The 21,467-nt window shown below is 68.9% G+C and carries 21 protein-coding genes; 12 read left to right on the top strand and 9 right to left on the bottom strand.

Annotation, left to right across the window (positions count from 1 at the left end; genetic code table 11):
- Nucleotides 1-81 precede the first annotated feature (81 nt).
- The 6 genes from VFF46_RS07715 (at nucleotide 82) to VFF46_RS07690 (ending at nucleotide 6,771) form a co-directional block, all read left to right on the top strand.
- Entirely contained in the window at nucleotides 82-1,584 is a 1,503-nt protein-coding gene (locus tag VFF46_RS07715) for an alpha-N-arabinofuranosidase (protein ID WP_325036334.1), read from the top strand.
- Between the two features lie 20 nt (nucleotides 1,585-1,604).
- Nucleotides 1,605-2,945, top strand: a complete 1,341-nt coding sequence (locus tag VFF46_RS07710; protein ID WP_325036333.1) for an ABC transporter substrate-binding protein — start codon at nucleotides 1,605-1,607, stop codon at nucleotides 2,943-2,945.
- A gap of 8 nt (nucleotides 2,946-2,953) precedes the next feature.
- Nucleotides 2,954-3,847 carry a sugar ABC transporter permease gene (locus VFF46_RS07705; RefSeq protein ID WP_325036332.1) on the top strand — a complete coding sequence of 298 codons (894 nt, stop codon included), beginning with the start codon at nucleotides 2,954-2,956 and terminating at the stop codon, nucleotides 3,845-3,847.
- Nucleotides 3,844-4,746 (top strand): carbohydrate ABC transporter permease, encoded by a 903-nt coding sequence (locus VFF46_RS07700; protein ID WP_325036331.1) that lies wholly within the window; start codon nucleotides 3,844-3,846, stop codon nucleotides 4,744-4,746. The genes VFF46_RS07705 and VFF46_RS07700 overlap by 4 nt, the downstream gene beginning before the upstream one ends.
- A gap of 96 nt (nucleotides 4,747-4,842) precedes the next feature.
- Complete coding sequence (locus tag VFF46_RS07695; protein WP_325036330.1) at nucleotides 4,843-5,487, top strand: trimeric intracellular cation channel family protein; 645 nt, start codon at nucleotides 4,843-4,845, stop codon at nucleotides 5,485-5,487.
- A gap of 12 nt (nucleotides 5,488-5,499) precedes the next feature.
- The gene (locus tag VFF46_RS07690) at nucleotides 5,500-6,771 is read left to right on the top strand and encodes an amidohydrolase (protein ID WP_325036329.1); all 1,272 of its coding nucleotides are present in this window, start codon (nucleotides 5,500-5,502) and stop codon (nucleotides 6,769-6,771) included.
- Between the two features lie 4 nt (nucleotides 6,772-6,775).
- Here the strand turns inward: VFF46_RS07690 and VFF46_RS07685 are convergent, their stop codons facing one another.
- Genes VFF46_RS07685 through VFF46_RS07670 form a run of 4 tightly spaced genes read right to left on the bottom strand, consistent with a single transcriptional unit; the run spans nucleotide 6,776 to nucleotide 10,025 of the window.
- Nucleotides 6,776-7,708, bottom strand: coding sequence for an aldo/keto reductase (locus VFF46_RS07685; RefSeq protein WP_325036328.1), 933 nt, complete (start codon nucleotides 7,706-7,708; stop codon nucleotides 6,776-6,778).
- A 15-nt stretch (nucleotides 7,709-7,723) separates the two neighbouring features.
- Nucleotides 7,724-8,569 (bottom strand): alkaline phosphatase family protein, encoded by an 846-nt coding sequence (locus VFF46_RS07680; protein ID WP_325036327.1) that lies wholly within the window; start codon nucleotides 8,567-8,569, stop codon nucleotides 7,724-7,726.
- A 42-nt stretch (nucleotides 8,570-8,611) separates the two neighbouring features.
- Entirely contained in the window at nucleotides 8,612-9,400 is a 789-nt protein-coding gene (locus tag VFF46_RS07675; RefSeq protein ID WP_325036326.1) for an alpha/beta hydrolase, read from the bottom strand.
- 13 nt (nucleotides 9,401-9,413) lie between these two features.
- Nucleotides 9,414-10,025, bottom strand: coding sequence for a TetR/AcrR family transcriptional regulator (locus VFF46_RS07670; protein WP_325036325.1), 612 nt, complete (start codon nucleotides 10,023-10,025; stop codon nucleotides 9,414-9,416).
- Nucleotides 10,026-10,139: 114 nt separating this feature from the next.
- Between VFF46_RS07670 and VFF46_RS07665 the strand changes: the two genes are divergently transcribed.
- The 3 genes from VFF46_RS07665 to VFF46_RS07655 all read left to right on the top strand — a co-directional run bounded on the left by VFF46_RS07665 (nucleotide 10,140) and on the right by VFF46_RS07655 (nucleotide 12,620).
- Nucleotides 10,140-10,571 (top strand): nitroreductase/quinone reductase family protein, encoded by a 432-nt coding sequence (locus VFF46_RS07665; RefSeq protein WP_325036324.1) that lies wholly within the window; start codon nucleotides 10,140-10,142, stop codon nucleotides 10,569-10,571.
- An 18-nt stretch (nucleotides 10,572-10,589) separates the two neighbouring features.
- Complete coding sequence (locus tag VFF46_RS07660) at nucleotides 10,590-11,861, top strand: alpha/beta hydrolase (RefSeq protein ID WP_325036323.1); 1,272 nt, start codon at nucleotides 10,590-10,592, stop codon at nucleotides 11,859-11,861.
- 63 nt (nucleotides 11,862-11,924) lie between these two features.
- Nucleotides 11,925-12,620, top strand: coding sequence for a polysaccharide deacetylase family protein (locus tag VFF46_RS07655; protein ID WP_325036322.1), 696 nt, complete (start codon nucleotides 11,925-11,927; stop codon nucleotides 12,618-12,620).
- Here the strand turns inward: VFF46_RS07655 and VFF46_RS07650 are convergent.
- Entirely contained in the window at nucleotides 12,571-13,788 is a 1,218-nt protein-coding gene (locus VFF46_RS07650; protein WP_325036321.1) for a glycosyltransferase 87 family protein, read from the bottom strand. The two genes, VFF46_RS07655 and VFF46_RS07650, sit on opposite strands and share 50 nt — an antisense overlap.
- Nucleotides 13,789-13,803: 15 nt before the next feature.
- Nucleotides 13,804-15,363: a N,N-dimethylformamidase beta subunit family domain-containing protein gene (locus VFF46_RS07645; protein WP_325036320.1), complete on the bottom strand. Its 1,560-nt coding sequence runs from the start codon at nucleotides 15,361-15,363 to the stop codon at nucleotides 13,804-13,806.
- Between the two features lie 143 nt (nucleotides 15,364-15,506).
- Between VFF46_RS07645 and VFF46_RS07640 the strand changes: the two genes are divergently transcribed.
- A complete protein-coding gene (locus VFF46_RS07640; protein ID WP_325036319.1) occupies nucleotides 15,507-16,499 on the top strand; it encodes a GDSL-type esterase/lipase family protein in 993 nt (330 codons plus the stop codon).
- Between the two features lie 98 nt (nucleotides 16,500-16,597).
- On the opposite strand, the gene VFF46_RS07635 is transcribed toward VFF46_RS07640, so the two are convergent.
- The 3 genes from VFF46_RS07635 to VFF46_RS07625 all read right to left on the bottom strand — a co-directional run bounded on the left by VFF46_RS07635 (nucleotide 16,598) and on the right by VFF46_RS07625 (nucleotide 19,389).
- Nucleotides 16,598-17,557, bottom strand: coding sequence for a hypothetical protein (locus tag VFF46_RS07635; RefSeq protein ID WP_325036318.1), 960 nt, complete (start codon nucleotides 17,555-17,557; stop codon nucleotides 16,598-16,600).
- A gap of 39 nt (nucleotides 17,558-17,596) precedes the next feature.
- The gene (locus VFF46_RS07630) at nucleotides 17,597-18,319 is read right to left on the bottom strand and encodes a twin-arginine translocation signal domain-containing protein (protein ID WP_325036317.1); all 723 of its coding nucleotides are present in this window, start codon (nucleotides 18,317-18,319) and stop codon (nucleotides 17,597-17,599) included.
- A 116-nt stretch (nucleotides 18,320-18,435) separates the two neighbouring features.
- A complete protein-coding gene (locus VFF46_RS07625; protein WP_325036316.1) occupies nucleotides 18,436-19,389 on the bottom strand; it encodes an AraC family transcriptional regulator in 954 nt (317 codons plus the stop codon).
- 103 nt (nucleotides 19,390-19,492) lie between these two features.
- Here VFF46_RS07625 and VFF46_RS07620 point away from each other — a divergent pair, with 103 nt between their 5' ends.
- Nucleotides 19,493-20,626, top strand: coding sequence for a glycoside hydrolase family 99-like domain-containing protein (locus VFF46_RS07620; protein WP_325036315.1), 1,134 nt, complete (start codon nucleotides 19,493-19,495; stop codon nucleotides 20,624-20,626).
- Nucleotides 20,623-21,467, top strand: an 845-nt coding sequence (locus tag VFF46_RS07615; RefSeq protein WP_325036314.1) for a DUF2264 domain-containing protein, incomplete at its 3' end; no start/stop codon positions are given. The genes VFF46_RS07620 and VFF46_RS07615, both read left to right, overlap by 4 nt.

Raw genomic sequence — 21,467 nt, 5'->3', positions numbered from 1 at the left:
GTTGACAGGCTGTTTGCACCCGTTGCAAACTTCCTGCACCGCGGGCGTTACATCGTTGGAACTTCGTTGTGAGGACTGCCCATGCTCACGTCCACGATCGACCCGGCGTTCACCGTCGGCCTCGTCAATCCCCTACTGTTCGGAACCTTCGTCGAGCATCTCGGCCGGTATGTCTACACCGGAATCTACGAACCTGCGCACCCGACCGCCGATGCCGACGGCTTCCGCGGCGACGTCGCGGCGCTGGTGCGTGAGCTCGGTGCCACCGTCGTCCGGTATCCCGGCGGCAACTTCGTCTCCAACTACCGCTGGGAGGACGGCGTCGGGCCGCGCGACCGGCGGCCCCGGGTGCTCGACCTGGCCTGGCGGTCGATCGAGACCAACCAGGTCGGCACCGACGATTTCCTTGCCTGGTGCAACCGTATCGGCATCCAGCCGATGCTCGCCGTGAACCTCGGCAACCGCGGCCTGGCCGAGGCGGTCGACTATCTGGAGTACGTGAACGGCGCGGCCGGCACCCGGTACGCCGATCAGCGGGTCGGCAACGGCTACGCCAAACCCTGGGACGTCCGGCTCTGGTGCCTCGGCAACGAGATGGACGGCCCGTGGCAGATCGGCCACAAGACGCCGCTGGAGTACGCACGGCTCGCGCAGGAGGTCGCGCGGGCGTACAAGACGTTCGACCCGGAGCTCCAGCTGGTCGCGTGCGGCTCCTCGAACACCACGATGCCGACGTTCGGCGAGTGGGAACGCGTCGTCCTCGAACACTGCTTCGACGACGTCGAACTGATCTCCGCGCACGCGTACTACGAGCCCGTCAACGGCGACGAGGTCTCTTTCCTGGCCGCCTCGACGCACATGGACCGCTTCATCCGGGACGTGGTCGCGACCGCCGACCACGTCGCGGCGACCCGGCACTCGGAGAAGCGCATCCAGGTGTCGTTCGACGAGTGGAACGTCTGGTTCGCGGCCCGGCACGGCGAGCAGGAGGCACCGCGGACCGAGGCGTCCGAGGCCCCCGAGCTGATCCAGGACGTCTACAACGCCCTCGACGCGGTGGTGGTCGGATCGCTGCTGATCACGCTGCTGCGCAACACCGATCGGGTCGGTGTCGCGTGCCAGGCGCAACTCGTGAACGCGATCGCCCCGATCCTCACGGTCGAGGGCGGGGACGCGTGGCGGCAGACGATCTTCCATCCGTTCGCGCTGACCGCGAAGCACGCCCGCGGCACGGTACTCCGGCTCGCCGGTGACCACGGCTGGATCGATACACCGGCGTACGGCCAGGTCGAACAGGTCTGGGCGGTCGCGACGTACGACGCCGAGTCCGGCGAGCTCGCGGTCTTCGCGGTCAACCGGTCGCTGACCGAGTCCGCCGACTGGACGGTCCGGCTCGGTGCGTTCGGCGACGTACGGCTGGTCGAGCACCTGACCATCGCCGAGGACGACCACAACGCCGTCAACTCCCAGGACGCGCCGGACCGGGTGGTCCCGCACCCGGGCGTCTCCGAAGTTGCCGGCGGCAACCTTGACGTCACGCTGCCCCCGGCGTCGTGGCACTGCTTGCGGCTCACGAGCCGTTGATCCCCAGAAAGGACCTGACGATGAACACACCAGATCCTGGGCGGCTCGGCCGCCGGACACTGCTAGGTGCCGCCGGAGCGGCCGCGGCCGGCCTGTCACTCGCTGCCTGTGGCGGTAGCCACGGCCCCGGCCAGGCCGGAGCGGCGCCCGCGACCGGCAAGGGCGGCGCGGACGGGTACGACGGCCCGAACGTCGAGCTGCAGTACTGGAACGGACTGACCGGCGGCGACGGCCCGGTGATGAAGAAGCTGGTCGCGAACTTCATGGCCGCGAACCCGAAGATCAAGGTCACCACCACCTCGATCGCCTGGGCCGACCTGTTCCAGAAGCTGCCGGCCGCGGTACAGAGCGGCAAGGCGCCCGACATCTGCCTGATGCACACCGCGGACATCGCGACGAACGCCGCCCGGCGGGTCATCCAGCCGATCGACGACGTGGTGAAGGGGCTCAACCTGACGGCCGCCGACTACGCGGACGCGGTCTGGAAGTCGGCGCACTACAAGGACTCGCAGTACGCGATCCCGCTCGACATCCACCCGGCGGGGCTCTACTACAACAAGAAGGTGCTGTCCCAGGTCGGCGCCGATCCGGCCAAGCCGCCGACCACCAAGGACGAGTTCATGGCGGTCCTGGACAAGTGCAAGTCCAAGGGCGTCAAGGGCTACTGGGTGAGCGCGCTGAGCGTCGGCGGGCTGATCGCCCAGTCGATGATCTTCCAGAACGGCGGCTACATGGTCAGCGACGACGGCACCAAGACCGGCTTCGGGGACCAGCCCGCGATCGACTCGATCACGTTCTTCAAGAGCCTGATCGACCAGGGGTACTCACCGCAGAACGCCGCCGGCGACGGCGACTGGGTGTCGTTCAGCAACAACAAGGCCGCGTTCATGATCGTCGGCCCGTGGATGGTGACGCCGTGCAAGACGGCGAAGGGCCTGGACTGGGGCTGCGCGCCGATCCCGGTGCTCGGTTCCGACCAGCAGACCTGGGCCGGCTCGCACTGCTTCACGCTGCCGCGGCAGGTGGCGAACGACAAGAACAAGGCCGACGCGTCGCGGTTCTTCGTCAACTGGATGAGCCAGCACTCGGTCGGCTGGGCCGAGGCGGGCATGGTGCCGGCCCGCAAGTCGGTCCGCGAGTCGCCGGACTTCGCGAAGTACACCGAGGTCAAGCAGTTCGAGAAGATGATCGACTGGGCGCACTTCCCGCCGAACGTGGCGGGTCTGTCCGACACCGACCCGGAGTGGACGAAGGCCGTCAGCCTGGCGATGACCGGCAAGAAGCCGGTCGACCAGGCACTGCGTGATGCCGCGCAGAAGGGTGATCAGATCCTCACCTCGAACAAGAAGAAGTACGGGTAACCGGGGCCATGAGCCGGACCGCACTGCGGCACTACCGCCCGTGGACGCCGTACCTGTTCGTTGCCCCGTTCGTCGTGCTGATGCTGACGTTCCTGATCTGGCCGGCCATCCGCGGTGTCTGGATGAGCCTGCACAACTGGGACTTCATGCTGCCCGGCAAGCCGTGGGTGGGGTTGCAGAACTACCGCGACCTCTTCGACTCCGGATCGGTGATCTTCCAGCCGTTCTGGAACGGGATGCAGAACACGTTCCTGTTCGTGCTGATCAGCGTGCCGTTCCTGGTCACGATCCCGCTGGGGCTGTCGCTGCTGCTGAACAAGAAGTTCCCCGGCCGGACCTTCTTCCGGGCGGTGATCTTCACGCCGTTCGTGCTCGGGGTCGCGGTGGTCGGCGTGCTGTTCGGGTACCTGTTCGACCCGGAGGTCGGCCTGGTCAACGGGCTGCTCTCCGGGATCGGGCTGCCGAAGGTCGCCTGGCTGTCGACCCAGCCGCAGGCCTGGATCACGATCCTGATCACCACGATCTGGTGGACGATCGGCTTCAACGCGGTGATCTTCCTGGCCGGGCTGCAGTCCCTGCCCCCGGAGCTGTACGAGGCCGCGGAGCTGGACGGCGCCGGGCGCTGGGGACAGTTCCGGCACGTCACCGTGCCGGGTCTGCGGAACGTGTTCGTGTTCGTCCTGACCACGACGATCCTGGCCAGCGCCAACCTGTTCGGCCAGCCGTACCTGCTGACCCACGGCGGCCCGGGAGACAGTACGACGACGGCGATCATGGCGATGACCAACGAGGGCCTGCGGGGCTTCCGGATGGGTACGGCGGCCGCGATGAGCTACGTACTGGCGCTCGCGCTGGCGCTGGTGTCGATCGCCAACTTCCTGCTGATGAGGGAGCGCAAGTGACGACTCTTCTGGATACGGCCGACCGGACCGCGACCGAGCCCGGCGGCGGTACGGGGCGCCGGCGGCGGGCCTACTCGCGGACCCGGGTCGGACCGCTGACGTACGTGGCGATGACGCTGATCTCGCTGATCTTCGTCCTGCCACTGCTGTGGATGCTGCTGACCACGTTCAAGACCGAGACCGACGCCAGGTCGATCCCGATCCACATCCTGCCGGGTCAGTGGACGCTGCGCGCGTACCACCTGATCTTCGCCGACGCGGCGAACCCGGTGTACCTGTGGCTGGCGAACTCGCTGATGGTCTCGGTCCTGCACATGCTGCTGGTGGTCGCGGTCGCCTCGATGGCGGCGTACGCGCTGTCCCGGATGCAGTTCGTCGGGCGGAACCTGCTGTTCGGCGTCCTGATCGCGACACTGTTCGTGCCGGGCTTCATCTTCTTCATGCCGAACTACCTGACGATGAGCACACTCGGCTGGCTGGACAGCATCTGGGCGCTGGTGGTGCCCGGAGCGGCCAACGCGTTCGGGGTGTTCTTCCTCCGGCAGTTCTTCCTGGCCATACCCCGGGAGCTGGAGGAGAGCGCGCTGATCGACGGGGCGAACTCGTGGACGATCTTCACCCGGATCGTGCTGCCACTGTCGAAACCGGCGCTGGTGACGCTCGCCGTACTGAGTTTCCTCGGTGCCTGGAACGACTTCGTCTGGCCGGTCTTCGTGCTGTTCAGCCCGGATAAGATGACGCTCGCCCCAGGCCTCGCGACCCTGCAGGGCGCGTACACCACCGACTACCCGGTGGTCATGGCAGGCGCGACCCTGGCCGCGATCCCGGTGCTCATCCTGTACGTCGTCGTCCAGCGCTACGTGATCGAGGGAGTCGCCAACAGCGGCCTGAAGGGCTGACCAGCAGAGTTCTCGCCGCGGCGGCGTATCGTCCCTAGTGCAGTGGCCGACGGGGTGGTGCCCGGCTGGGGGTGCAGCGCAGTGAATGGTGTTCCGGTGACGGACCTGTTCCGCGGGCTGGATCTGACCGGCGTGTTCGCCAACGCCGTTCTCGGTGGGGTGATCGCGCGCCGGGCGAGGCTGGACCCGGTCGGTTTCGCGGTGCTGGCGGTGCTGTCCGGCCTCGGTGGCGGGATCATCCGGGACACGTTGCTGCAGCGGGGGACCCCGGTCGCGTTGACCGACTACGCGTACCTGCTGACGGCCTTTGCCGGCGCGGCGCTGACGTTCGTCGTGCGCGTCGAAGGCCCCTGGTGGAACCGGGTCTGGCCGGTGCTCGACGCTCTCGCCCTGGGGTGTTGGGCAGCCGCAGGGGCACAGAAGACCCTTGATGCCGGTCTGGGCTGGCTGCCTGCGGTGCTGCTCGGGACGATCACGGCGGTCGGCGGTGGCGTGGTACGTGACATCGTGCTGCGGCAGATACCGGCTGTCCTCGGCGGCAACACTCTGTACGCCACCTGCGCGGCGGCGGCCAGCGGCGTGCTCGTCGTCCTCCAGGAGCGGGGTTATCCGGCCGCGGGCTCACTGGCGGCGCTGGTCGTCGGTGCAGGGTTGTGTCTGCTCGCACGCTGGCGGGGCTGGATCCTCCCGGACGCGGACGGCTGGTCGCCGACACGGATACACAGACGTCCACGAACGTGAGGGAGACAGCTCATGACCACTGAATCACCCGTCGACTCAGTGCTTGCCGGGCTTGATCAGACCCGCGACTGGCAGGAGAAGTTCTACCGGCGACTGCACCAGTATCCGGAGCTGTCGCACCGCGAGCAGCGGACGGCCGCGGAGGTTGCCGAGCGGTTGCGCAGCTTCGGGTACGACGTGCACGAGCACGTCGGCGGGACCGGCGTCATCGGACTGCTGCGTCATGGGACCGGACCGGCGGTGCTGCTGAGGGCGGACATGGACGCGCTTCCGGTCCAGGAACAGACAGGGCTCGACTATGCCAGTTCGGTCGTGGTCACCGGCGAGGACGGTCAGCAGGTGCCGGTGGCGCACGCCTGCGGTCATGACGTTCATGTCGCCTGCTTGCTGGGCGCGGCCGCACTGCTGGCCGGTGATCGCGACAGCTGGCAAGGCACGATCATCGCGCTGTTCCAGCCGGCCGAAGAGCTCGGCGACGGGGCCCGGAGGATGGTCGACGACGACCTGAAGGCGATCGTCGGGAAGGTCGACGTCGCGCTGGCGCAGCACGTTCTGCCGGCTCCGTCCGGGACGGTCGGGACCCGGCCGGGTCCCGTGCTGTCGGCCGCGGACAGCATGCGCGTCACCGTCCACGGGCGCGGGTCGCACGGCTCGATGCCGCAAGCATCGGTCGACCCGGTCGTCCTCGCGGCGATGATCGTCGTCCGGTTGCAGACCGTCGTCGCGCGGGAGGTCGCGCCGGCCGATCCGGCGGTCGTCACGGTCGGCAGCATCCACGCGGGGACGAAGAGCAACGTGATCGGCGACCACGCCGTACTGGAGCTCAATGTCCGCAGCTATCAGGAGTCGACCCGGGCGGCGATCCTGGCTGCGATCACGCGCATCGTGCAGGCCGAGTGCCAGGCGTCGGGCTCGCCGAGAGAACCCGAGTTCTCGTTGTTCGACCGGTTCCCGCCCACGAGCAACGACACGGCGACGACCACGCGGGTGCGAGCGGCCTTCGACGCGTTCTTCGGCGATCGGTCCACGGACCTGCCGCTGCAGACGGCCAGCGAGGACTTCAGCGACATCCCGACCGCGCTGTCGATTCCTTACACGTACTGGGGAATCGGCGGGATCGACCCCGATACCTACCACCGGGCCGAAGCGGCGGGCCGCGTCGCGCAGGACATTCCGGTCAACCACGCGCCCGACTTCGCTCCGGTCATCCAGCCCACCCTCGATACCGGCACGCAGGCGTTGGTTGTCGCCGCCCTCGCCTACCTCGGACGTCCGCACCCGTAGCGGGTCAGGGCACCTGGTGGCCCGCTGCCGTGAAGAGCTCGTACCACTCGGAGCGGGTGAGTGGTACGTCGGAGCCTTGCGCGGCGCCGGCGACCCGGTCGGGGGTGGTGGTGCCGAGGACGACCTGCATCCGGGCGGGGTGCCGCGTGATCCAGGCGGTCGCGATCGCGATGGCCGGTACGTCGTACTGCGTCGCGAGGCGGTCGATCACCGCGTTCAGCTCGGGGTAGTCCGGGGAGCCGAGGAACGGGCCGGTGAAGAACCCGGCCTGGAACGGGGACCACGCCTGGACCGTGATCCGGTGGATCCGGCAGTAGTCGAGGACGCCGCCGCCGTCGACCACGACGGACTGGTCGAGGCCGGCCATGTTCGCGGCGACGCCCTGCGCGACGATCGGCGCGTGCGTCAGCGACAGCTGCAGCTGGTTGACTACGAGCGGCTGCCGTACGGCGGTCTTCAGCAGCTCGATCTGCAGCGGCGTGTGGTTCGACACGCCGAACGCGCGGACCTTGCCGACCGTCTCGAGGTCGTCGAAGGCGCGCGCGACCTCATCGGGCTCGACGAGCGCGTCCGGGCGATGGATGAGCAGTACGTCGAGGTAGTCGGTCCGCAGCGCCCGCAACGAATCCTCGACGGACCCCACGATCTCGTCGTACGACGAGTCGTACCCGGCGCCCGGCACGATGCCCGCCTTCGTCTGCAGCGTGACCTCCGCGCGCTCGGACGCCGTCAGCCGGAGCGCCTCCGCGAACCGCTCCTCGCAGCCGTGCAGCGCACCGCCGTACACGGCTGCGTGGTCGAAGAAGTCGATCCCGGCGTCCCGCGCGGTGCCGACGAGCTTGCGGATCTCGTCGTCGGTCTTGTCGCCGATCCGCATCACGCCGAGGGTCACGTTCGGAACGGCGAGGCCGGTGGTGCCGAGCGGCACGGTCTTCATCGAGGGTCCTTACGGTCAGTTCCAGCTGTCGGTGACCGGTACGGCGTTGGCCGCGGCGCCGGCGTGCGGCAGATCGTACATGTCCTCGACGGTACGCAGTACGCGGAAGTGGTCGATCCGTTCGGCGTAGCTGCCCGGCTTGACCGGTTGCCCGTTGAAGATGGTCGCGATCCGGTTGCCGCTGGAGTGGTCGTCCTCGTCGAACGTGGTGATCAGCAGGCTGTTGTGCGCTTTGGCCCACTGGACGTAGCCGTCCAGGTGGCTCTTCAGCCAGCTGTCACCGGTCGCGATCGAGCAGTCGTGCATGTCGTTGCACAGGTTCGGGATGACCCACGACACCGTCGGCAGTTGGCTGTAGTCGGTGGGGAACGCGGTGAAGGGCTTGCTGTTCGCGGCCGGCACGTTGGTGAAGTTGACCCACGGCGCGTGCTTGCGCGCATAGCGCCCGGACGTGCACGCCGTCGACCCGACGGACGGCAGGTCCTCCGAGTAGCCCGCGAACGTCAGGCCCTTGGCGATCAGCTGGGCGCCTTCGTTGTCGGTCGAGAAGCTGTGGGGGCAGGAGTCGTCGGTGATGCCCTGGTTCGAGCCCGAGAACAGGTCCAGGTAGTTGGGCTGGCTCGGGTGCTCGACCGCGTACGAGCTGGTGAAGTTGGCGCCGGTCGACGCGAGCTGGTTGAAGTACGGCGCGTCGGGGTTGCCGATGATCGATCCGGCAGAGGTGTTCTCGAACATCACGATCACGACGTGATCCGGCCGCGGCACACCTGTGGTCGCGACGGCGGGTGCTGCGGCGGTCAGCGGCGTACACAGACCGACGATCGAGGCGAGTGCGACTACGGGGCGGAGGTTGCGCACCATGAACTCCTTTCGGGAGCGAACAGTTGGACGACAGTCGAGTGGTCAGCGGTTGTGGTCGAGGAAGGTGGTGAGTTCGGCGAGGTACCGCGGGCGGTTGTCGCGGCGTACCGAGTGGCCGGCGTTGCGGATGTGGGCTGTCCGGAAGTCGCCGGCGGCAGCCGTCGCGCAGAGTTCGGCGTACTCGGTGGAGATGAGTCCGCCGCGTTCGGTGTCGCCGTGGATCAGTAGTACCGGGCAGGTGATCTCGGCCAGCAGGTCGGTCAGTGGCATCGCCTCCTGGAACGGGAGGTCGAACAGGTGCGGGTCGAGTTGTGCCTTCGACACGGCCCAGGGCTCGAGCTCGTCGTCGGGCCAGTCGGGGTCGTTGGCGCGACCGCGGGCGATCCGGGCAGGCAGGTCGAGGGCCCGGAGGCCGGCGAGCCAGCTCGGCTCGGACCTCGGCTGGTCCTGTTGGTTGCCGGGAGCCCCCGTCGGCGGGTCCTCCAGGACAACCGCACGGACCAGGTCAGGCCGCGACGCGGCCAGGTACGCGGTCGCCATCGCGCCCATCGAGTGCCCGACCACGACGGCTCCGCCGGCAGCCGGCTGGTCCGCCAGTACGAGGGCCGCGTCGTCGCGGTGTGCGGTGTACCGGATCGCCTCCTCCGGGAGCCCGGACTCCCCGTGCCCGCGCGCATCGATCGCGAGCGCACGGATCCCCGGTATCGCCCGGAGCAGCGGTTCCCAGCACTGCGCCGAGTCGGAGAAGCCGTGCAGGAACGCGACATCGGCGGGGGCCTCAGCGGTCCGGTACCACGCCAGATGACCTGTCCTGCCTCGGATGCCGAACATGCCGCTCATGGTTTCATCGATGGTGTGGCCGGTGGAAGACTCCGGCCCGGGCGGCTGCCAGGGCGACGTCGGCGGCCTGTTGCGCGGTGTGGTCGTCGACAGCCTCGGACACGACGGTCAGTTGGAAGTGGATCGGGGCGATCAGGGTTCGGATCACTGCCACCGGGTCGGTGCCGGCGGGAAGTTCGCCGCGTTGGACTGCCCGCTCCACGACCTGCTTCGCGCGCCGTGGCCCGTACTCGAACAGGTCACGGCGTACCTCGTCGATCTCGGCGAACCGGGCAGCGTCGCGGTAGATCGCGGTGAAGATCATCCGGCCGGGCGGGCTGGTCACCCAGGCGACGAAAGACCGGGCGAGGGCGAGCAGGTCGTCGGCCAGGCACCCGGTGTCGGGGATCGTGAAGTCGGTGGTGATGTGCTCGCCGAGAACGTCCGCGACCAGGCGCTCGCGGTTCGGCCAGCGGCGGTAGATCGTGGTCTTGTGCACGCCGGCACGCCGGGCGACGTTGTCGATGGTCAGCGTCGCGTAGCCGCCGCTAGCGAGTTCGGCCAGTGTCGCGGCGAGCACCGCCGCCCGCACCTTGGGCCCCCGGCCGGGTGGCCGGGGGACGTCACCTGCCGTCACGGCGCCACCTCCGCTCCATCGCCGGCAGCCTATCGCAACTGGTAGTTGCGATCGTGGTCCGGAATGTGTCAGGGTGGGGATCGCAACTCCGAGTTGCGATGGAGGTGGGCCGAGGTGCGTAGCAAGGACGTGCTGTACAAGTTCTTCACCACGCTGCACAGGGCGGTGTTCTTCCGGTCGAAGGGGCGGGTGTTCGGGCGGGCGATGGGGATGCCTGTGGTCGGACTCGTGACAGTCGGCCGGAAGACCGGTCGGCGGCGCGCGACGATGCTCACCGCGCCGATCGCCGACGACGAGCGCATCGTGCTGGTCGCGTCGTTCGGCGGCGACGACCGGCATCCCGCCTGGTACCGGAACCTTCGGGCGAACCCGGACGTCGAGGTGCTGCTGCGCGGGCGCAGCCGGTCCCTGGTCGCGCGGACCGCAACAGACGGCGAGCGAGCGGCTTTGTGGGCCGACATCATCAGGATCCACACCGGCTACGAGCGCTACCAACGGCGAACCGACCGCCTGATCCCGGTCGTGGTCCTCGAGCCCCGGACGTGACTCGGCTACCGTCGATGTGTGGAGGTGTCGCTGCTCAGGGGCTGGTTTCCAGTGACGGTGCAGGTCGTCGCTGCCGTGGTGCTGCTGGTTGCAGTTGGGTGGCGGGACCGCCGGTGGCGGTTGCGGGTCCTACCTGTGCTGGTCGTCGTCACGGTGGGGTTGGCGCTGCTGGCTGCGTATCCAGGGGCGCAGGCGGTGCGGCAGGTGGATCCGGTGCCGTTCGCGGTCTGGTTCTGGCTCGGGGCGGCGGCGGGGGCGTTGCTCGTCCTGGTGGTCGGGTGGCGTACCGCGCGGTGGTGGCGGCGCGGTATGGCGGTGCTCGCCGCGGCGCTCGCGGCGTTCGCCTGTGCGAACGGGATCAACCAGTTCGTCGGGTACTACCCGACGATCGGTGCCGTGATCGACGACTGGACGCACGCGCCGCTGCCGGGACAGACCTCGCTCAAGGGTGCCGTCAAAGCAGCCGGCGCGGCGAGCGTTCCGGCGGCGGGAAAGCTGGTCGAGGTGACGATCCCGGCGACGTACAGCCATTTCGTCCACCGGCATGAGCTCGTGTACCTGCCGCCGCGCTGGTTCGTCGGCCACCGCCGGCCGGTGTTGCCGGTCGTCGAGCTGATCGGTGGCCAGCGTGGTGGACCGGGGGACTGGGTGCGGCTCGGCAACGCCGTACAGCTGGCCGACGGCTATGCGCATGACCACGGCGGCTATGCGCCGATCCTGGTGTTCGCCGATCCGACCGGGACCTTCAGCAACGACACCGAGTGCGTGAACGGACCACGTGGCAACGCCGCGGACCACCTGGCCCGGGACATCCCGGCGTACGTGGAGAAGACGTTCGGCGCGTCGCGGGACCCACGGCAGTGGGCGATCGCCGGATTCTCGATGGGCGGTACCTGCGCGCTCGACCTGACCGTCCAGTACCCGGAGGTCTTCAAGCACTTCGTCGACATCTCCGGCGACCTCGTGCCCTACACAGGCACACCGGCGCAGACGCTGCACGACCTGTACGGCGGGAACGTCGCGGCTCAGCACGCCAACGAGGCGATACTGGTGATGCGTGCCCACGGCCCGTACACCGGCGTGACCGGGCAGTTCCTGACCAGCGCCGACGAGGTGCGTCACCAGAACGAGGCACAGGAGCTGTCGAGGGCCGGGGCGAAGGTCGGGATCCACTCCCTGGTCGTGATCACACCCGGTGCGCACACCTGGCAGTTCGCGGCTCCCGCATTCGCGACGGCCTTTCCCTGGCTGGTGACCCAGCTCACGCACCCGGCGAACCCGCACGGCTGAGCGTCAACCTTCTGTGCGGCCGTCGCGTCCTCGGATAGGAGGACGGGTCGCAGAGGAGGCGCTGTGCGGAGCGGACGCGGACTGTCGATCGGACTCGCGGTCGCGGCCGTCCTCTGCGGTACGTCGTGCTCCGACACCCCGCCCGCGAAGGTGACCCATCCAACGCCGAGCGTCTCCGTGAAGGAGGGCGGTGCGGGCGCGACGGCCCCGGTCGAACAAGCGCACGGCAGGGTCGTGTACCTGACCTTCGACGACGGTCCGGACCCGCTCTGGACGCCGAAGGTGCTGGCGGTGCTGGCGAAGCACGCGGTGCACGCGACGTTCTTCATGCTCGCGCAGCACGCCAACCCGCACCAGGAGCTGGTCGACGAGGTACGTGCGGCCGGCCACGCGATCGGGAACCACTCGGTCTCGCACCCGAAGCTGACCAAGCTCTCGCCGGCCCAGCTGCACCACCAGGTCGCCGACGGTGTCCATTCCCGGTGTTTCCGCCCGCCGTACGGCGCGACGAACCCGAAGGTCCGTGCCGAGATCAAGCGCGACGGCATGCAGCAGGTGCTCTGGGACGTCGACACCCGCGACTGGTCACGCCCAGGTGTGCCGGTGATCGTGAAGCGCGCACTGGCCGGCGCTCGCCCGGGCGCGATCATCCTGATGCACGACGGCGGTGGCAACCGCTCCGAGACGGTGGCGGCGCTGGGTCAGATCCTCACGGCCCTGTCCGCGCGGGGCTACCACTTCGCGACGCTCTCGTGCTGACCGACGCGGCGGGTCGTCGGCGGGTCGAGACGGCCAGTACGACGATTGCCGCCAGCGCAGCGATTACGTACGCGTTGCCGACGAACTGCTGGCCAACGGTCCACGCGAATTCCCGGTCGTTGGTCCGAGGCACCCACCGGTACGGCGCGACGATGAAGAAGCCGAACCAGACCGCCGCGACGAGTGCCCTGCGGAGCGGCCGCTCCGGGGACACGAGTTGGGTGAGGGCAATGCCCATCGGGATGATCCACACCCAGTGGTGGTTCCACGAGATCGGAGCGCAGAGCAGCCCGACCATCGCGCACACCGACAGGCTCGCCAGCTCCTGGCCTTGGTCGTAGAGCCGCCGGCTCAGCCACAGACCGCCGAGGACCGTCACCAGCACCGCGACGGCCCACGCCGCTCCGCTGGAGGGCGCACCGAGCCGGACGAACAGACCGTTCCAGGACTGGTTCCCGGCGAACGCCACTGGGCCGATCCGGCCGGAGTCGAACACCAGCCGCGTCCAGTACTGCCAGGACGCGCTCGGCGCGATCGCGAAGCCGAGCAGCAGCGTGCCGGCGAACGTCGCACACGCGTACCGGAGAGCGCGCCATTGCCTGGTGACCAGGAGCAACGCGACGAAGACCAGCGGGGTCAGCTTGATGCCCGCGGCGACGCCGACCCAGCTGCCGCGACCAGGGTGCTTCCGGTCGAGTACGTCGTACACAACCAGCGCGCAGAGGAAGAGGTTGATCTGGCCGTACGACAACGTCTCGCGCACCGGGTCCGTCAGTACACACACGGCGACTGCCGCCACCATGGCCGCCGTCCGGAGCCGCGCCGGCTGAACCGCGCTCCGGACGATCACCCAGAGCGCCGCGACGGAGCAGGCGATCGAGAGCGCGTACGGGAACGGCCAGGGCAGCAACGCGAACGGTACGAAGACCAGGCCGGCGAACGGCGGATAGGTGAACAGCAACGACATCGTCGGGAGGCGGGCCGAGTAGAGCGCCGACGGAGCGCTCAGGATCGTGTCGCCGCCGAGCCGGTAGATCTTGAGGTCAGCTCCGGTGTGGTCCCACAGGAACGGCAGCAACACACAGAGCGCCGCACAGGCGAGCCCGGCCAGGATCCACAGCTCGCGGTTGCTGGTGCTCGGTGCCTGCGATGACGGATCGTCTGTCAACCTGGTCCTCCCGGATCACGTTCCGCCCGGACCGCCCTTCCCGACCGGTCCGCCGGTACCGGTCGAGGTGCTGGCCAGGTTATGGACGCCGGCCAGGTTGCCGACCGCGGGATGCGTGCGGCCCATCGGCCCGGCGGCGAGCGCGGTGAACAGGTTCAGCGTGACCTTCTGGGCGAAGGCCACGGACGCGGGGCCGACGCCGTACTTCGGGTCCGGTCCCTGCAGCGCCCGGACCCACTCGATGGTCCCGGTGGCGAACACCCCGGCGCCGGACTTCACCGTGTAGTAGGTCGCGTCCGAGAACGTGTGCCGCTTGGCGCAGGTCGTGGGGGAGTGCGCCACCACCTGCAGGTTGGCAGGCGTTCCCTTGATCGGGTAGGCGCGGTCGGCCTCGTTGCCCACCAGACCAGGGTACGCCGATCCCGCCTTCGCGCCGGTGCCCGCGAACAGGAAGAAGCCCGGCTCGCGGACCGTGAACGCGCCGCTGGCCGGGAAGCATTCGTACAGCATCCCGACCAGGCTGTTCTCCGGGTCCGGGAACGGGTACTGCCGCCAGTTCACGGTGGTGTCGGGGGCGTTGTGGACCGGGTCGAGACCGGCGTCCTTGTAGTCGACGATGATCCGGTTCGGCCCGTGCGGGTCGGCGGCGTACCGCATCCGCCGGTAGATCGAGTTGGCGCCGAGGAAGGCGAGGTTCGTCCCGGCGTCGCGGGCCTTGGTGACCGCCTGCCGCATGAGCAGCGACCAGTACTCGTCGTGCCCGCCGAAGACGATCGCGCGGGCGCCGGCGAGCAGTCCGGGGTCGGCCTGGAGGTCCACGCTGGTCGCATAGGCGAGTCGTACGCCGCTGCGCTCGGCCAGCTGGACCAGCGGGAGGTTGTCGTGGAGTACGCCGCGCGCCGGGTTGTAGGCGTACGGGCGGTCGAACGTGACCATCATCGACCGCTGGTCGTGCGAGTGCTTGCGGCCTCCGACGTACAGGTTGAACCCGCCCCATCCGTTGTAGGCCTGGTCGGTGTTGACGCCGTTGACGATCAGCACCGCGCCGCGGGCGGAGTCCGACCGGATCACGATCGGGACGTAGGTCTCCTTGCCGTTGGATGCCCGGAGCAACAGCAGGTAGCTGCCGGCGGGCCAGCCCTTGGTCTGGACGGTGGTCGTCGGCGACCAGTTGATCGCGGTGACCATCCGCTCCTTGGTCAGGATCGGTTGCGGCTGCGCCTTGCCCGGGAACTGCGATGAGGTCCAGACCAGCTTCGCGCCGGCGCCGCCGTACCAGCCGATCCGGAAGGCGCGGACGGTGAACGCGCCCGCGGTCGAGGTGACGAACAACCGGAACGGCTGCCCGGTGGGGACGCTCACGTGATCCGCGTACCCGGACAGCTCCATCATCCCGGCCACCCGATGCTGCGGGATCTGCCACGCGTCGTCGCCGGCCGTGGTCGCCCGGCTCGTCGGCGCCACCGTCGGCCCGCCGTCGTTGGACGCCTTGTTCGCCCCACCCGACGTACTCTGGCAACCGCTCAGCACGGCCAGCGCAAGCATGCCGACCACCAGTTTCCGTGCAGCCCGCACGCGACATCCCTCCCCAGGTCTCACACATAGTAGGACGCCGACCGGCTACCAGCCGTTGACACGATCGTCCGAGGATCGGGCAACGCAGTCCAAGGACTGGCGCAGGGGGAGTGGTTACCGTCGCTCCACAAGGAGGCGGTCGAATGTCTGTAATCGGTCGGAGAGTACTTCTCAAAGCTGTTGCGGGCGGCATCGTTCTCGGGGGAACGCAGCTGGCGAGAGCCGCCGCGGTTTCGCCGGGGAACGGGAATATCCGGTATCTGGGACGATGGCAGCCGCAGGCGGACGGGTCTGTCGTCGGGTATTACCAGAGTGGGCTCGAGTTCGATTTCATCGGGTCGTCGGTTTCGGTGACGCTGGGCGGCACGTGCCGGCTGCTGTACCGCGTGGACGGGGGACCGGTGCAGCGGAACATCACCGCGAACGGGACGGTGGTGATGGCGTCCGGGCTCAGCGACGGGCGGCACTCGATTCAGGTGTACTCGGAGTACCAGCAGTCCTTCCCGCGGGTGGTGTCCTTCGATGTGGAGTGCCTGAAGCCTCCGGTGCGCCGGCCGACGATGGAGTTCATCGGGGACTCGATCTCGGTGGGGTACATCGGGCCGGGGCTGGTCAACTCGCTGGGCAGTTCGTTCAGCTACAAGACGCCCGAACTGCTGGGGCTCTCGCACAACACGGTCGCTTTCGGCGGGATCGCCACGGCGGCCGGATCGGGGTCGCCGGACAAGACCGGGATGGTGAGCCGCTACACGAAACTGTCGGAGTACGTCCCGAACGAGACGAACGTTCCGGACTGGGACACCTCGCGTTATGTCCCCGACTACATCGTGATCAACCTCGGCACGAACGATCCCTCGACCGGGACCGCGGCGCCGAATTTCAAGCCGGCGTACCGGACGTTCCTGGACAATCTGCGCGGCTACTATCCCGAGGTCACGATCTTCGCGATGTCGCCGTTCAACACCGCGCATCGCGACGAGATCGCGGAGGTGGTCAGCGCGACCGGAGACCTGTTCATCGACACCACGGGGTGGATCGACGCGCAGACCGAGACGACCGACGGTACGCATCCCACGATCGCGGCGCACGACAAGATCGCCGGCAAGCTGGCGGCGGCGATTCAGCAGCTGAGGTAGTACAACCGGACTGCGCGGCGGCGGGCGCCGGTGCGGCTGGCCGGACCCACGAGGCTTGGACGGCCGGCCGCACCTTTGCTGTGGCCAACTGGTTCCTGTTAGCAGTCACGTCTCTTGGTGAGGCCTGTGCGCGAGACTCCGGCGATCGCGTCCAGGCGGAGCGGTCGGCCGGAGTCCCGGAGTTCGTACAGGGTCGGGCAGATCCAGCCGCCCTCGTCGAACTCGTTCCAGGCGTAGATGAGCACCGTGTTGGCCGGTGCGTTCGCCGGATGGCCGGTGCCCCAGCTGATGGCCGCACCGAGACGTGACGCGATCTCGGCCGGTGTCGCCTGTTGCACCCAGTTGTCCTTCAGCGGCGTGTAGTCGGCGATCCACGACACCGGATAGTCGTACCTCGGCCGGTTGTCCCACCCGGTCGACACCGTCGGAACGACCTGTCCGGCCGCGGTCGCGTAGTCGGTCCACAGGTTGGTCTCGGCGGCGGCAAGACTGGCGTACGTCGCACCGTTCACCCCGCCGGTCGCGTACCGGCTGACCGCGTCGGCCCCGACCGTGGTCTTCAGGTCCGCCGCGCCCTGTGCCGTCCAGGCCATCACGACGACGTACGGATCCGGTACGCCGAGCGCGGCCGCCTTGGCCCGGATCTTGGCGACCTTGTCGGCGTCGGCACCGGACAGGAAGTAGATCAGCGGCCGCCCGCCGAGCACCTTCTGGTAGTTCGACTCACTCCAGTGCGCGGCCAGGATCGGCAAGTTGGTGTCGAACGCGCCGGTGAAGTTCCCGTCCAGCAGCGCGCACCAGCTGACGTCGTTCTTGTGGGCGCTGGACAGATACAGGTTCCGGGCGCGGTTCAGCGGATCCTGCGGGTAGTACACGAACGCCCAGTAGTCGATCCCGGCCGCGGCGGCGTACTGGATCTCCTGGTCCATGATCGCCTGGGTGGCGCCGTTGGTGTTCACCGACTCGGTCACCGCGACGCTGACGTTGTCGACGTACAGGTCCGAGGTCAGCGTCTCGTTGGTGCGGAACGCGAGGCTGTCGAACGTCGCCGCCGACACCAGCAACGCTGCATGGCTGATCCGCCGTACGCCGTTGACTTACACGTCTACCCACGGCGTCTCCTGCGGCGGGGCCGGGTCGGCGATCACCTTGATCGAGTACCAGGTGTCGTCGGCGACGTCCTGCAGTACCTTCCAGGTACCGTCCGGGGCACGCATCACCAGATGCTTGCCTGCGGCATCGGTCGTGGTCGCGATGTCCACCGCGGCGGAGGATCCGTCGACCAGCAGGGCACGGGCCCACTTGCCGGCGACGGTCTCCTTCCAGTCCCACTGCACCGTCACGGCGTGACTCTGGGACGCGAACGTACGAACCATCGAGGCCATCAACGTCGCGGACTCGTCGTGCAGGTGCACGGTCTTTCCGGCGCGGTCCGGTCCGTCCACCACGGACACGGTCGTACCGGCCGCAGACGGCACGGTCCACCCCGACGGCGTCGCGCCGGTCGTGTCGGCGTCGAAGTTCTGGTTGACCAGCAGGCGGTCGGGCACGGTGATCTGGCTGTAGTACGGCAACCGGAACTGGTACTGCTGCGGCGACAACGTCCGGTTCACGGTGCTACCGACGTGCGAGTCCCCGCCGACCCAGGCGTCCCACCGGATCGCCCCGACCAGCGCCGCGGCCGCGTTCAGCTTCGGCTTCGGCTTCGGCTCACCGGCGAAGGCGGCACCGCCGGGCAGCCCCAGGACGGCTCCGCCCGACACGACGGCCGCCGCCTTCAGCACATCCCGGCGGTTCAGCCCCGACTCACGATCAGACATGGCTCATCTCCAATGCTGGGCGCCTCATGTCCGTGCATCATTGCGCGCCCCCGCCGGATCCGCCTTCGCTCCGATTGACCGAATCTAGGACGAAGTTGAGTTGCCTGCAGCACCTTTCAGCCGACGACCTGGCCGCCGAACCGGGCGCCGCTCACCGGCAGCGCCGGCGTCGGCTCGGCAGTCGCGTGGTACCGGGCCTCGCCGGTCCGGGCACGGTTGCGGTACGCGGACGGACTCAGGCCGTACGCCGACTTGAACCGGCGGGCGAAGTACCCGGCGTCCTCCCAGCCGACGCGGGCACCGATCTGCGCCACCGGCTCGTCGGTCTGCACCAGCAGCCGCGCGGCGGCCTGCTCCCGCAGCCGGTTCAGATAGGCGATCGGCGGCGAACCGAGCTCGCGCTGGAACAGCCGCACCAGGTGGGTCCGCTCGGTGGTGGTCGCGGTCGCCAGCTGCGCCAGCGTCCAGGGCCGGCCGGGATCGTCCTCCATCAGCCGCGCGGCCCGCGACACCGCGGGATGCAGCGGGGCGATCGAGCGGCGGTGGATCGCCTGCTCCGGCGACCAGCAGCGGTTCAGGATGTTGAGGTAGATCAGCAGATGGCCGACCAGTTCGATCCGGGTCCGCCGGGCCGGTGTCGTGTCGCTCATGCTGTGCAGCTCGGCGATCGCCAGGCTGACGTCGTACTTGCCGAGCTCGACGCGTTGCGGCAACGGCAGGCTCGACTTGTGCACGCTCTCCATCAGCGGCAGCTCGGCGTCCAGGAACGACAGCGTGCCGTCGATCAGCTCGGGCGCGACGAAGCTGTCGAACACCACGAGGTCCTCGCACTGCGCATAGCCGTGCCACTGGTTCGGCGGTACGACGATGGCGCTGCCGGGGCCGATCGGGTGGTCGCCGTCGGCCGCGATGTGCAGCCCGCGGCCCTGGGTGACGAGGGCGATCTCGAAGAAGTCGTGGTCGTGCGCCGCGACGTCGCCGGGCAGCCGGTGCCGGTCCGCCCACACCGGCAGGCCGTCCGGGTTGAAGACCGCGGCGCGCTCGTACCGGGGCTTGCTGCGACTGGCCACTTTTGTCCTACTTTCCCTCAACCTCTGCGAAGGTGCGGCGCGTAGATCGTCAATAACATCACATCACCGAGCACCCGTGACAGAGTTCCGAGGAGTGACCCCTGTGGCCGAACGCGACGTCGCGATCGCGGCGTACTACTTTCCCAACTATCACGTCGATCCGCGCAACGAGCAGTGGCACGGCGAGGACTGGACCGAGTGGGAGCTGGTGAAGCGGGCCGAGTCCCGGTTCGAGGGCCACCTGCAACCGCGGGTCCCGCTCGACGGCTACCTGGACGAGGCGGATCCGGACGTGATGGCGGGCAAGATCGCGATGGCGACCCGGCACGGCGTCGACGCGTTCCTCTTCGACTGGTACTGGTACGACGGGCGCCCGTACCTGGAGCGCCCGCTGGAGGCGGCGTTCATGCCCAACGCGGCAGCCGGCGACCTGAAGTTCGCGCTGATGTGGGCGAACCACCACTGGAGCAACATCCACCCGTGGAAGTCCGCGACGCCGGCCACCCAGCTGGAGTCCGGCACGGTCGACGCGGAGCAGTTCGAGGCGGCCACCGACTACATCATCGAGCGGTACTTCGGGCACCCGGCGTACCTGCGGATCGACGGCGACCCGTACCTGTCGATCTACGAGCTGGCGACGCTGGTGGAGGGCCTCGGCGGCGTCGACGCCACGAGGGCCGCGCTCGACGGATTCCGCAAACGTGCCGCCAGGGCGGGGTTTCCGGCCATCCACCTGAACGCGATCGCCCGCGAGCGGCAGGTGCTGCCGGACGACGGGGTCTCGCTCGACGGCCCGGCCCTGATCAGCCGGCTCGGCTTCGACAGCGTCACGTCGTACGTCTGGGTGCACCACCACCCGATGCCGACCCTGCTCACGCCGTACGCCGAGATGCTGGAGCAGGCCGTCGACGGCTGGAAGCGGTACGCCGCGGACTACGAGCAGCCGTACTACCCGAACATCACGGTCGGCTGGGACTCGTCGCCGCGCACCGTGCAGTCCGACCGGTTCAACCCCGCGCTCGGGTACCCGCACACGAACATCATCTCGGACGCGTCCCCGGAGCAGTTCGGCCGCGCCCTCGAGCAGGTCCGGGACTTCGTTGCCCAGACAGGTGTTCCGCTGGTGACCATCAACGCCTGGAACGAGTGGACCGAAGGCAGCTACCTGGAGCCGGACACCCTGCACCGGCACGGACATCTCGAACAGATCCGCCGGGTCTTCGGGACGAGACAATGATGCTGACCGGCTGGACACGGCAGCACCTCGTCGACCTGGCCGACGAGTCGCTGCTGGCGATGCGGCCGTGGGCGACCGCCGGGCATGCCCGGTTCGATCTGCCGGGACCGGTGGGCCAGTCAGGCCCGGTGTCCGACGGCCTGGAGGCCTTCGCCCGTTCGTTCCTGGCGGTCGGGTTCCGGCTGGCGACGGCCGACTCCGATCCGCACGATCATGCCGGCTGGTACGCGCGCGGCCTGATCGCGGGGACCGATCCGGACTCGCCCGAACGCTGGCCGTCGCTGGTCGACGTACCGCAGGCGCGGGTCGAGGCGGCCGCCGTCTCGATCGCGCTGCACGAGACGCGGCGGTGGATCTGGGACCGGCTGCCGTCCGCCGTGCAGGAGCGCGTCGTCGACTGGCTGGCCGGGTCGATCGGCGCGTGGTACCCGGAGAGCAACTGGCAGTGGTTCCACAACGTGACCCAGGCGTTCCTGCGGTCGGTCGGCGGACCGCACGACCAGGCGCGGACCGACGAGTTCCTCGAGTACGTCGACGGCTGCTACCTCGGCGAAGGCTGGTACAGCGACGGCCGGCCGGACGGGCGCGGCGGCAACATCGACTGGTACGCCGGGTTCGTGATGCAGCTGTTCTCCTTGTGGTACTGCCGAATCGCCGCGGATCAGCCCGAGCGTCAGGCCCGGTACGCCGAGCGTCTCCGGGCGTACGTCGCCGGCGCGGCGGAACTGTTCGGCGCGGACGGCGCACCGCTCTACCAGGGCAGATCGTTGGTGTACCGGCACGCCGTCGTCGGCGCGCTCTGGACCGGCGCGGTCTTCGACGCGAACCCGCTCCCGCCCGG

This window comes from Kribbella sp. (genome assembly GCF_035655035.1).
Classification (GTDB): domain Bacteria; phylum Actinomycetota; class Actinomycetes; order Propionibacteriales; family Kribbellaceae; genus Kribbella.
This window is presented reverse-complemented; position numbering and strand designations above follow the sequence as displayed.